General features: G+C 39.4%; 15 protein-coding genes. 4 read left to right on the top strand and 11 right to left on the bottom strand.

All coding sequences use genetic code 11. The features are described from left to right. Nucleotides 1-7: 7 nt before the first annotated feature. Together ACZ43M_RS13290 and ACZ43M_RS13285 are read right to left on the bottom strand one after the other, a co-directional pair. Nucleotides 8-1,933: an ABC transporter permease gene (locus ACZ43M_RS13290; RefSeq protein ID WP_464507884.1), complete on the bottom strand. Its 1,926-nt coding sequence runs from the start codon at nt 1,931-1,933 to the stop codon at nt 8-10. Further along, nucleotides 1,920-2,687, bottom strand: coding sequence for an ABC transporter ATP-binding protein (locus ACZ43M_RS13285; protein WP_464507883.1), 768 nt, complete (start codon nt 2,685-2,687; stop codon nt 1,920-1,922). The genes ACZ43M_RS13290 and ACZ43M_RS13285 overlap by 14 nt, the downstream gene beginning before the upstream one ends. Before the next feature lie 219 nt (nt 2,688-2,906). Between ACZ43M_RS13285 and ACZ43M_RS13280 the strand changes: the two genes are divergently transcribed. Both ACZ43M_RS13280 and ACZ43M_RS13275 read left to right on the top strand, forming a co-directional pair. Next, complete coding sequence (locus tag ACZ43M_RS13280) at nt 2,907-4,061, top strand: MFS transporter (protein WP_464507882.1); 1,155 nt, start codon at nt 2,907-2,909, stop codon at nt 4,059-4,061. A 76-nt stretch (nt 4,062-4,137) separates the two neighbouring features. Further along, nucleotides 4,138-4,461 (top strand): hypothetical protein, encoded by a 324-nt coding sequence (locus ACZ43M_RS13275; protein WP_464507881.1) that lies wholly within the window; start codon nt 4,138-4,140, stop codon nt 4,459-4,461. 33 nt (nt 4,462-4,494) lie between these two features. Here the strand turns inward: ACZ43M_RS13275 and ACZ43M_RS13270 are convergent, their stop codons facing one another. From ACZ43M_RS13270 to ACZ43M_RS13230, 9 genes are all read right to left on the bottom strand, one after another. Then, nucleotides 4,495-4,632 (bottom strand): hypothetical protein, encoded by a 138-nt coding sequence (locus ACZ43M_RS13270; RefSeq protein WP_464507880.1) that lies wholly within the window; start codon nt 4,630-4,632, stop codon nt 4,495-4,497. Between the two features lie 66 nt (nt 4,633-4,698). Continuing rightward, on the bottom strand, nt 4,699-5,667 hold the full coding sequence (gene uvsE, locus ACZ43M_RS13265; RefSeq protein ID WP_464507879.1) for a UV DNA damage repair endonuclease UvsE: 969 nt from the start codon (nt 5,665-5,667) through the stop codon (nt 4,699-4,701). Between the two features lie 489 nt (nt 5,668-6,156). Then, entirely contained in the window at nt 6,157-6,933 is a 777-nt protein-coding gene (locus ACZ43M_RS13260; RefSeq protein ID WP_464507878.1) for a sulfite exporter TauE/SafE family protein, read from the bottom strand. A gap of 52 nt (nt 6,934-6,985) precedes the next feature. Next, the gene (locus ACZ43M_RS13255) at nt 6,986-7,213 is read right to left on the bottom strand and encodes a sulfurtransferase TusA family protein (RefSeq protein ID WP_464507877.1); all 228 of its coding nucleotides are present in this window, start codon (nt 7,211-7,213) and stop codon (nt 6,986-6,988) included. A 24-nt stretch (nt 7,214-7,237) separates the two neighbouring features. After that, nucleotides 7,238-8,365, bottom strand: coding sequence for an MBL fold metallo-hydrolase (locus tag ACZ43M_RS13250; protein ID WP_464507876.1), 1,128 nt, complete (start codon nt 8,363-8,365; stop codon nt 7,238-7,240). A gap of 81 nt (nt 8,366-8,446) precedes the next feature. Then, nucleotides 8,447-9,016: a sulfurtransferase TusA family protein gene (locus tag ACZ43M_RS13245; RefSeq protein ID WP_464507875.1), complete on the bottom strand. Its 570-nt coding sequence runs from the start codon at nt 9,014-9,016 to the stop codon at nt 8,447-8,449. Nucleotides 9,017-9,139: 123 nt separating this feature from the next. Next, nucleotides 9,140-9,619 carry a DsrE/DsrF/DrsH-like family protein gene (locus ACZ43M_RS13240; protein WP_464507874.1) on the bottom strand — a complete coding sequence of 160 codons (480 nt, stop codon included), beginning with the start codon at nt 9,617-9,619 and terminating at the stop codon, nt 9,140-9,142. Between the two features lie 744 nt (nt 9,620-10,363). Then, nucleotides 10,364-10,723: a rhodanese-like domain-containing protein gene (locus ACZ43M_RS13235; protein WP_464507873.1), complete on the bottom strand. Its 360-nt coding sequence runs from the start codon at nt 10,721-10,723 to the stop codon at nt 10,364-10,366. Between the two features lie 106 nt (nt 10,724-10,829). After that, complete coding sequence (locus tag ACZ43M_RS13230; protein ID WP_464507872.1) at nt 10,830-11,090, bottom strand: metal-sensitive transcriptional regulator; 261 nt, start codon at nt 11,088-11,090, stop codon at nt 10,830-10,832. 364 nt (nt 11,091-11,454) lie between these two features. Here ACZ43M_RS13230 and ACZ43M_RS13225 point away from each other — a divergent pair, with 364 nt between their 5' ends. Together ACZ43M_RS13225 and ACZ43M_RS13220 are read left to right on the top strand one after the other, a co-directional pair. Then, the gene (locus tag ACZ43M_RS13225; protein WP_464507871.1) at nt 11,455-11,748 is read left to right on the top strand and encodes a hypothetical protein; all 294 of its coding nucleotides are present in this window, start codon (nt 11,455-11,457) and stop codon (nt 11,746-11,748) included. Nucleotides 11,749-11,840: 92 nt separating this feature from the next. Further along, a complete protein-coding gene (locus ACZ43M_RS13220; RefSeq protein ID WP_464507870.1) occupies nt 11,841-11,942 on the top strand; it encodes a YjcZ family sporulation protein in 102 nt (33 codons plus the stop codon). The last annotated feature ends 24 nt before the right edge of the window (nt 11,943-11,966 follow it).

The raw sequence follows: 11,966 nt of genomic DNA, 5'->3' as shown, positions 1-11,966 counted from the left end.
CAACACATTATGAGCTTGGTTTTATTATTCTTAAGTAACTGAAATTTGTAAGCACAAAGTAGCTAGCATAAATCAATAGATAAACCGCCAAACAAATGGCAAAAGGAACGAGCATGGAGATTTGGATAAACTCCCCCAAAGTGTATGTGATTAATGCACTATTGCAAACAGCAAGTAGCAGCGGCAAGAAGAAGACAAACCAAACCTGTCTCGCAACCGACCTCTTAACCTCTTTTTCAGGAATGCCAATCTTCTTCAATATCTGATAACGCGGCTTGTCAGACACAGCTTCCATCAACTGTTTAAAGTAAATCATGCTCCCTGTAGCAGCCAGAAACACTAGCCCCAGAAAACCGCCAATAAAAATCATCAGGCCATATGTCTCCATGCCATAATGGTATTGCTCATAAAAACTTGAATATATAGTACCATTATCCCGGTGGATCAACGGCTTAACGATTTGTGTTATTTCACCATCAAGCTTGCTCAACTCTTTCTCATTCGCAAATTTATATATTTCTAATTTTTCAGGTGAAATCTTACTGCTTACCTCTTGATAGAGCTCGTCGCTCACCACAAGCGGGAAAAGCATATTTCCCTGGTTTAAAAACGCATAAGACTTATATTCAGCAATTTTTAAATACTCTCCTTCTGACAGTGTCAGCGTTTTTCCGGTAAACGGGTTGGATTTCACATCTAAATTCCCGTCATAAAAGGCAATGGCTTCATCTTTTCTTAAATCTACCGGCTCGTTCTCTCCTCTTAGCTTCATGAGCTGTTGAAATGATGATTCCGAAATCAGCATTGTCTGAAAGAAATCGGGAACCCTTTGGATTTCTGAAACATCCGCTTTAACTGGCAAGTATTGAAGCTGATAAGAATAAAACAGTTCGCCTTCCGTATTTTGTTTCAATAATTGTACTGCTTCCCCTGTCGCTTTCTCATCCTTCAGATCAAACATATACGAATATGGATTATGCAATTTGGAAATATGATCTAGTTGAAAATAAAAGCCTAACGTAGTGGTACAGGCAAACAGCGTGACACTGCTTAATAGTGAAATAACCGTCAAAATTAACACATTACCTTTAAATCTGTATAGCAGATTTGTGACACTGAGCAGGTTCTTCCCTTGGAAAAAAATCGGCGGAACCTTTCGAATCACCTTTAACAGGATAGTGACAAGGGAGTTCATAAATAAATAAGATCCGATTATTAATAAGCCGGTTGCGGCTAAAATGCGCAGGCCGCCATTATTAATTAATGCGAGACCATCAGGATTCAAGAATAATAAATAAGCAGAACCCATCAACAGCAGGGCCAACATCCCGGTAATTGGCGACCCTTTCGCCAGCCTCTCCCCTTTTCTCTCCGCTTTAAACAGCCCGGACAGGGAAAAGCGGTATATCAGCCGGTAGCTGTGAACTGAAGTGATAAGGATAATAAGCACAAACACAACGATGGTCTGCAGGAAAGCCATGCTTGACATGGTGAATGTAACTTCAAGTGAAAAGCCCATTATTTTAAAAATTACCATCATAAACAGCTTTGAAAATAGGATCCCTAGTCCGATTCCGATAATCAAGGCAATCACGCCAATAATGATATTTTCGTAAAAAAGCAGGGTGCCAATCTTTTTCTTGCTCATTCCAAACAGGGCGTACAACCCAACTTCCTTTTTACGTGTTTTCGTAAAAAAAGAATTGGAATACCAAATGAAAATCGTCGCAAAAACAACGAGAATGACAGATGCCGCAAAAAAGGCCGATTCAATTTTTCCAAGAGTAACAGTAGAATCTTGCAATTGCTGATTGTACTGCAAAGAGACAAACGTAAAATAAATCGCGATGCTGATCACCATGGAATACAGGTATAGCATGTATTGGCGGATGTTCTTGATAATATTTTTCCTAGCGAGACTATATAACGTCATACTGCCCGCCTCCAATAGTCGAAAGGATATTTAGAATTTGTTGAAACAATTGCTTCCTTGACTGTTCTCCCTTGCGAATTTCAGTGAAAAGGCTGCCATCTTTTATGAAAATTATTTTCGAACAAAAACTAGCCGCATAAGGGTCGTGTGTTACCATCAAAATGGTCGCTTGCATTTCCTGATTAAGCTTCGATAAGGTTTCCAATAGCTGGTACGCCGACTTTGAATCCAGTGCTCCGGTTGGTTCATCCGCAAACAACAGCCTTGGATTACCTGCAAGCGCTCGGCAGACTGCCGTTCGCTGCTGCTGCCCGCCTGAAATTTCATATGGGTATTTTTCAAGCATCGCTTCAATCCCGAACTGCTTCGCTAATTCCTTGACTCTTTGTTTGATTTGTTCTGGCGCCATGTTCGTGAATGCCAGCGGCAGCATAATATTTTCTTCAACACTTAACGTATCCAACAGATTATAATCTTGAAAAATAAACCCCATCTTGTCGCGACGGAACTCCGTCAATTGCCGCTCCTTCAAACTTGTAAGTTCCGCTCCATCAAACTGGATTTTCCCCGTTGTCGGGCTTTCAATGGTGGACAAAACATTAAGTAATGTTGATTTGCCTGCACCAGACGGCCCCATGACCCCGACGAATTCCCCTTTCGCAATATTTAGGTCAATATCGTGAAGGGCAGAAAATTGATTTCTTTTCCCGCCAAAAACTTTACTTACTCCCTTTGCTTCTAAAATGATTTCCATTTGGTTCATCCCCATTTCTCATTATTGCTTAGTTTTATCATAGAAAAATTGCGGATGCTTTTCCATTATGAATCCTTACGATTTCGACGCTTAACCTTACATTTTCGCAAGGTTGCAACAAAGATTTAGGAATTGCAGGTTGCATTATCTTGCCAAGCTAGGTGATAATTGTTATTGGACTAAATTTGAACTTATATAAAGTTTTAGGAGTGAACATCCTTGCAGGCAAAATCTGCTTTACCAATTTTATTCTTAGTCATGTTTCTTGTCATGATTGGATTCGGAATTATTATCCCGGTCCTGCCATTTTATGCGGAGGATATGGGGGCAAATCCGACACAACTCGGGCTATTAATGGCTGTCTACTCATTAATGCAGCTGATTTTCGCACCAATGTGGGGCCGTTTGTCCGATAAAATCGGACGTAAACCGGTGATGATGATTGGAATTGCCGGCCTGGCATTATCATTTTTTATCCAGGCCATATCAACACAACTTTGGATGCTGTTTGCCGCTAGGATCATCGGCGGTATCCTGTCTTCGGCCAATATGCCAACCGCCATGGCTTATGTTGCTGACATCACTACTGAAGAGAATCGCGGAAAAGGAATGGGGATTGTCGGAGCTGCTGTTGGGCTTGGATTTGTATTTGGACCTGCGGTCGGTGGGATTTTTTCAAAACATAGCTTAAGTATGCCGTTCTATCTTGCAGGTGCCTCTTCACTGATTACGTTGATCCTAGTTGCGTTTATTTTAAAAGAATCAAAACAGAACAAAGGGGAAACTACCCAACAGCAATCCGTTTGGAAAGCATTTACCCCTGATGTTTCGATGTTGTTTTTCGTTCAATTGTTTATATCTTTATCTTTGTCTGGACTTGAAGCAACTTTTGCTTATTTTGCTGCCGATAAAGCCGGGTTAGGTTCAACCCAGCTTGGATATATTTTTATGATTATGGGCTTTGCAGGAGCGATGGTCCAGGGCGGTTTAGTCGGCCGCTGGACAAAGAAATACGGGGAAAGTGCCGTTATTCAGGGCGGCATGATTGTCTCGGCAATTGGCTTCGGCTTAATCCTGCTCGTTAATAATTTCACGACAGCAGCGATTTATCTTACCATTTTTGGGATTGGCAATGGGGTCATCCGCCCAAGCGTATCTTCCTTATTAACAAAGATTTCTACTTCAGGTCATGGAAGTACCACTGGCCTCTTATCATCATTTGATTCGTTAGGCCGTATCATTGGGCCTGTACTTGGCGGCTGGCTGTTTTCAATCACAATTGGACTTCCGTATATATCTGGTGTCATTCTTACAATTGTTGCGTTCGTCCTCTTCCTAGGTTTTCGCTCAAAGGCAAAGCAACCAAACATTTAAGATGGGTTGTCATATGTTTTTAGGACATGCATAAAATGGGTTACGAGGATTCATATAAAAAGGAGCCACGGAACTCATGAACTCAAAAAATCTTTTTTTCGGAATTTCTCTGTTGCTTACCTTAGGCTTGCTCGCTTATCTTCAATCGCCATTTTCAGTGCTGAATAAAGACTTGGTATACGTTGCTGACCAGCCGGCGGCGGTGGAGCCAGTTGCGGTGGAGCCCGAGGATGAAGGGCCAGAGTTAGTTGAAAAGCTAGTCAAACGCAAAAAAGAAGACGGTTATATTGTGGAAACGTATCAGGAGTATGAAATTTACAAAGATGAAAATGGGAATGTGACCGAGGAAGTCCCAACATCAAAAGTTGAGACGTTGAGGTACTATGATTACAAGAAGTAGGACCGCCATTTTGTGGCGGTCCTTCACTTTTTATTACTTTCTCGTTTGTTCAGCAGGATTATTACCATACCCCGGAACATTTCCGGCATGTTCTTTATGATACTGTGTCCCCGAACCTTCTGAGTTTTTCCCTTTTTGCTGCTGATTTCGGTTTGCTTGTCGATTAGCCATAATCGTACCCCCGCAATTTTATTAATACCAACATTACCCCACTATTGTTTGCTTTCAGAAGCAGAATTATGATTTTAAAAGAAACGATGAACCGTCAACAATTTCAACGCCACCTCTCTCCTTTATCTCCTCCATTAATCTGAAGAGTGCCTCATCCTTTTTCTTGGCTTCAATCATGCAGTCAATTTGCGGGACACTTCCCTTAATTTCTTTTAAAAATTTTAAAAACATATCTACATCTACATAATCCGAATGATGCCGAAACTCTTTCTCGCTTCGGGGACTGGAGATATGCATTTTTATTGGCAGCGGTGAATGCTTCCATGTCCCGACAACTCGTTCCCAATTCTCCTCCCAATTTGGATTTTCGTGATGGGCCAGATGATGGTGATAATCGAACACGAGTGGAATCTCAAGTTTTTCACATAAATAAAGGGTGTCGTCCAAGGTGAAAGAAGTATCGTCATTTTCGAGTATTATCATTTTTTGAATCGACCTCGGGACGACCATCCAGTTTTCGATGAACCGTTCCAGTGATGTTTCCGTCTCTTTATAGTTGCCGCCAACATGCATGACACAACGATGTTTAGAATCGATTCCCATCCCTTTTAATAATAAATAATGCAGCTTTAACGTCTTGAGGGAATTTTTTAATATCTCAGGCTGCATCGAATTTATTAAAACAAAATGATCTGGATGAAAATCAACCCTAATATTGTGTTCTTTTATATAATCGCCTAGTTCACTTAATGCAGACTTTTGCGGCTTCATATAGTCCCAATCAAGAAGCTCCTCATGATTTGCCAGAGGGATAAGTCGTGAAGTTAACCGGTAAAAATGAATTTCAGAAGCAACATTATGTCTCATGAGTCGAAGTGTGTTATGTAAATTTTGCTGGGCAATCCTTTCTAATTTATGAAGGGCTGCGTCGCGGTCAGTAATTTTTTGGAATTGGGCAAATGTCATAGTTTTGGATGGAGATGCATTTGCCAATTCCATACTCATGGCTACATAGCCTAGTCGTACCAGGGTCATTTCTTTCACCTCTTTCTTAGTATGCGAAAGTTTGCATAAAAAAAGAGGCCCATCAGCCTCTTTTTTAAACGCGAAGAACTTTAAACTGTCCACCGCCCATGATACTTCGGACGTAATCAATTTTTGCATCTTGAAAATATACTTGATCGCGGTCATTCACCAGAAATTGAATTCCCTCGATTTCAGTGATTTCATCATTTTTTAAAGCTGACTCTTCCAGAGTCAGACGAAGCTGTGGACCCCCTCAGCCAATTCCCATTTCCAAACGGATAAATGGCTTCTTCCCTTCATTAATGACATCTTGTACTTCTTCTGTGATTTTTGATATCGCAGCCTGTGTAGCCTTTACCATTATGACCCCTCTTTCTTCTTATGGGATTTATTATACCCATGAAGCCCCCAAAAAGTTTTATTTTCACTCATTATACTATAAGGGGTATAAAGAGAAAAAAGATATGACTGAAAATTAAAAAAGGGCTAACAATGCCCTTATAAGATTTCCAGCCAAGTCTTTATTGCAACAGCTACAATCAATATTCCCATCACAATTTGCAGAAGCTTTGTATTAATCCTTTTGCCGGCAGATGCTCCGAGTGGAGAAGCTATCAAACTGACGATAACCAGAATGATGGATGGTAGTAAGGGAATCTGCCCCGTTGTGATTTTTCCGGTAACAGAACCGATAGACGATATGAGGGTGATCGCTAAGGAAGATGCAATTGTCATTCTTGTAGGAATTTTTAACAGTGAAAGCATAATAGGAATTAACAGAAATGCCCCGCCAGCCCCGACAATCCCTGCGCCGATTCCTACAATGAAGGATAACGATGCTGCGAGCCATTTATTAAAGTTCACTTGTTCCAGAGGAATATCATCCAGTCCTTTTTTGGGGATAACCATCATAATCGCAGCAATTAATGCCAAAACCCCATATACAATATTAATTCCGCTTTCCGGCATGTTGGTGGAGCTATATCCGCCAATCAAACTACCAAGTAAAACGCTGCCTCCCATGTAGGCAATCAGCTTTTTATTTAAAAACCCACCTTTACGGTATACATAAATGCCACCAATAGTAGAAAAGAATACTTGGATGGCTGTAATGCCGGAAACTTCATGCGCTGTAAAATGGGCTACTCCGACTAGTGCAGGAATATACAGCAGCATGGGGAAATTAATAATAGCACCACCAATACCCAGCATCCCTGAAATAAAAGAACCAATAAATCCAATTATGAGAATCGTTATGATAAAACCAAAATCCATGGTGTTCCACTCCCTAAAATAAGGGAACCCAAACCGGTCCCCTCACGGTTAATCATCCTTTTTTTATCCAGAACTTTAATATACCATTTTCTTCTTCATGTTTCACTAGTTCATGTCCACCTGATTTTGCCCATGCGGCAAGGTCATTTTTTGCCCCTTTATCAGTTGCATGGATTTCTAGGATTTGACCTGATTCCATTTTATTTATTGCTTTTCTTGTTTTTACGATGGGCATCGGGCAAGCCAGCCCTTTTGCATCCAAAATTTTATTTACTTCCATTTCATTTTCCTCCTAAATAGCAATTTAGCGAACTGCACAGCGATTTGGTCCAATTTCCATTTCACGTTGTTTATCTTCATCTGGCGCTAATTTACCCATATTTGTTTCGCGAATTTCCTGATAGGCATTTGGCTGCGGCGGGAGATTTTCCGTCACAAGTTTACGGAATTCATTTTCGTCTTCAATATTTAAGCCGTGGTTTTTGGCAAACAATGTGCCAAGCTTTTCAGATACGCTGCCGTCTTCGTTCAACTCTTCAATAATCATAAAGTGCGCTGGAAGGACGATTAATTCCTCGGAAAGCTCTCTGTAACGTTTATATAAACTTTCACGCAAATCTCCGACCCAATCTTGAGCCAAACCGGCCAAATCTGGTCTGCCAATTGAGTCAATGAATAAGATGTCACCTGAAAGCAAGTACTTCTCATCCACTATAAAAGAAGTAGACCCAATTGTATGACCCGGAGAATATAGAGCGTGAATGTTGATTTTAACTGAACCAATCTCCACGTCATTCCCGTCTTCTAAAGGCAGATAGGCAAACGTGACTTCGGTTGCATCCTTAGGTGGCAGCCAATAAGTGGCGCCGGTGTTCTCGGCTATTTTTCTGCCGCCGGAAATATGGTCTGCGTGTAAATGTGTATCAAATACATGAGTGATGGTTGCTCCGATTTTATTGGCAAATTCAAGGTACACATCTGTCATGCGAGTGGCATCGATAATAGCCGCTTCTCCGTTTGAAACAACCATATAGGAAAGACAACCTTTCCCGATGCGGACAAATTGGTATAGTTCGCTGCCATCCTTTAAATCCCCTACCTTAACAGGTTCCAGGTGCTCACTCCATTCCTTCATGCCGCCTTCAAGGTATGAAACATTGAGTCCGGCATCAGACAACATCTCCGCCACCATGACTGATGAACCTTCTTTTGCACAGACAACCAGAATTTCCTTATCATGCGGAATTTTATGAAGAATCTCCTCTACGCCATCAAGCAATTCAAAGTACGGGATATTAAGGTGTCCGAAGTTTTCCCCCTCGATTTTCCAATCTTTAAAGTCTCCTTCATTTCGGACATCCAGAATAAATAATTCTTGTTTATTAAAAATCTTTTGTGTTACTTCTTTTGAAGTCATGGCTCTCATAGTCATGTGAAATTACCCCCCAGAGTATATTTTATTTCAAAAAAATTTGTCTCATTACAATAGCGATAACAGCCCGATGTTATTTCTTTAAATTCCAGTTGTTTTTCCAGACCATTTACTCATGCCTGGGATGACATTTACAACATTGGCGAAACCCTTCTCTGCCAGCCTTTGTGCAGCCATGTCACTGCGGTTCCCTGTCCGGCATACGATAGCGATCTGATCTTCTTGGTTCAATTCCTCAATTCGCTTTTCCAGCTCACCCAATGGAATGCTAATGGCATTTGGAATGTGGTTAAACGTATACTCTGCTGTTTCCCTCACATCAAGAACAAGAATATTTTCATTAGCTTCCAGCTTAGCTTCAAGCTCTTCATTGGTAATAACATGTGGATGCTTGTTTTCCAATGTCTCATCTTGGGTGGACTTTCGTAAGTAGTGCTTTAAAACTTGCCCTTCCTCCAGGGTACCTAAATATTGATGCCCTGTACTTTCTGCCCATGCCTTCATATCGGACTTTGAACCTTTGTCAGTTGCTTGCACCTCCAACACAAGACCCGCTTCCAAATCCTTCATTGCCTTTTTTGTTTTAACAATTGGCATTGGGCATGCCAATCCTTTTGCATCAAGTATAACGTTTGCCTTTATGTTTTCCATTGTATAACCTCCAGTTATATACCACTATAGGTATGTTTTTTAATAAAAATTTTTAATCTACATTCCCTTCCAGACGGCATCACCACCGCCATTTATATATAGGGGGGTAACCCCCTGTCAGTGTTAGATAAACAGGTTGACATTGCCGTCTTGTGCATCCGCCAAATAAGCAGCAACACCTGCATACTCAATATTTTCCAATAGTTCTTCTTTTTGCAATCCTAATAAATCCATTGTCATGGTACATGCTACTAATTTAACTTCCTGCTCTTGAGCCATTTCAATTAATTGAGGAAGTGTCATCGCATTATGCTTCTTGATGACTCCCTTAATCATTTTGGGACCCATTCCGGCAAAGTTCATTTTAGACAGACCCATTCTATCCGCGCCTTTTGGCATCATTTTTGCAAACATTTTTTCCATAAACCCTTTTTTAACAGGAATATTTTCATCCTTTCTTAATGCATTCAATCCCCAAAAGGTGTGAAAAATCGTAACCTCATGATCATAAGCGGCTGCACCATTTGCAATAATATAGGCTGCCATTGCTTTATCATAATCACCGCTAAATAAGATAATCGTTGTTTTCTTTGTTTCTGTCATTTTGTTACCTCCTGAATTGTATGTTTTAATTAAACCAATACGTGTATAGGTATTATTATTTTTTAAAAAATTTTTAATTCAATTACCCCTACGGGTATAATGTTAATTAAAAATCTTGCAGGTGTCAACACTTTTTATTGTTGTCTCAGGCACACTTACTAATTTTAATAAAGGTATTAATATTGTAAAGGTGTATCCGAGTACTCGAAATCCTTTCTTTCTTAACGAACGAATCCCCACAAAAATGAATATTCACCAATCTTTATTCTTTTCATATTTTATATTAAAAACTTGCCTAACCATAATATGTAATTTTCTATTGAAAAAAATGAATAAACCACATATAATTCCTAGTATATATATAAGAATTAAGGGTTTTAGGTTAACTTTCAATGAAGAAGGGAGCTTGGAAAATGAGCCTGATAAACCGCCTTTTTACTGATAAATGTCCTTTTTGTAATAAAGTATTAGAGACAAAAAAATCAAATTTCTTCAAGGCAACGATCATCAAAACTTGTCCGGAAAGCCATTACCAAAAAGAATACCATCCTGCGTTGGAAACATATATTGAAAGTACTCAGGTTTCTTAATAGAAATAATAACGCCAAAATCAACCGAAGGTTTTGGTGTTATTATTTTCCTACCTCCAGTTTGTCATTTCAACCCACATTTTTTTCTGTCATATTTTTACCTTGAATTCAAAAAAATTAAGCATGACTATCAATAAGTCATGCTTAGTTCACATTAATTCCAGGTGCTCATACCACCTCTTACGTTCGTCACATTGTAACCTAGGTTCTTCAGTACCTTACTTGCCTTTTGGCTTCTCATTCCACTTTGACAAATCACAACTACGTCTTTTTGCTTTGAAAGTTCTTTCTCAGCTTTTTGTCCTAGCTGGTGAAGCGGAATGTTCTTGAACCCTCGGATATGGTTACCTTTAAATTCTGCAGGAGTACGCACATCAACAAATTGTATATTTTTATCTTGTATAATAGATTTTAATTGAGTTGTTGTTATGTTGGTAACTCCTTTTGTTGGCAATACTCTCTTGATGATAAAATAAAGGAACAGAGCAATAATAAGATATCTCACGTATTCCATGGAAATCCTCCTAAAATTTTTATACCCCTGCAGGTACAGCCAAACACAACTAGTACCCACAAGGGTATTATAAAAAAAAAAAATAAAAGAGGGCATCACCCCTTTTTTATCGGCTTTTTACTAATAAATTGACGGCCTCTTTAACTAAATCTTCCATGTTTTCGCCCTTTTCCTCTGCTTTTTGAACGCAATTGACTAAATTGGAACTTACAATTACTCCTATCGTCCGGTCAATGGCAGTTCTTGCGGCTGAAAGCTGGGTAATTACATCTTTACATTCTTTATCTTCTTCCATCATTCTCAAAATTCCTCGAAGCTGACCCTCAATTCGCTTAACTCTATTTTTAATTTGATCATTGTAATCCATGTTCCTACCCGTTCCTCCTTTAAAACGTATTGATACGATTTATATTATACCCATAAGGGTATGATGTCAATGCTATTCCTTTATGATATTTTATCTCAAAATAATTATAACAAACATACCGTTTATTACCAAGTAAAATCATAGGTATTATAGTATATGAGAAGCCCTTGAAGCTTTGCTTGTCCAAGGGCTCAATAGTAAAGGATGATTTATTGCTCCATTTCAAATAACCAGGTATTCATTCCGCCTGTCATGTTATAAACCTTAGTAAATCCATTTCCCGTTAAGATTTAAAAAAATGAATAATACAATCTCATTTTCCTATAATTTGCATTTACTATCCTAAAGAGGAGGATGGTAAAAGATGAGCGATGCGCTATTTCATGAATTTGCCCACGATCATTTGAATGAAGACGTTCATGTAGTGACTACCCAAGGGAATTTCGAAGGAAGACTTTTGAAGGTTGGTAAGGATGTTATCATATTAACAAATAGAGCGGTACGTCGGCCAGTCAAAATTTTGATTCGCATTGAAGAAATTGTGGCATTTTATCGTGCGGAATTGGCGCCGCGGGGACCGTTTGGTTTTATGCCGCCTGGACCAGAATTTGAAAGTTTAAGCGAGAGTCACGATCACGAAAGTCACGATCATAACTAACTCATAAAAATATGGCTTAGAATTACATGTTTGTCTATACGTCGCTGTCCCTCCCTTCATATCTTGTATTAAAGATGTTGGAGGTGAAAAGTATGAGCGACGGCAGATCAGGAGCAGGTTTTGCTCTCATTGTTGTTCTATTCATTCTGCTTATCATCGTAGGTGCTAGCTACATGGGCGGATATTACTATTAATAAATAATGATGAAGTAATCAAAA

The organism is Neobacillus sp. B24 (assembly GCF_055381825.1).
The sequence above is the reverse complement of the archived record's forward strand: the minus strand, read 5'-3'. Positions and strand labels throughout refer to the sequence as shown.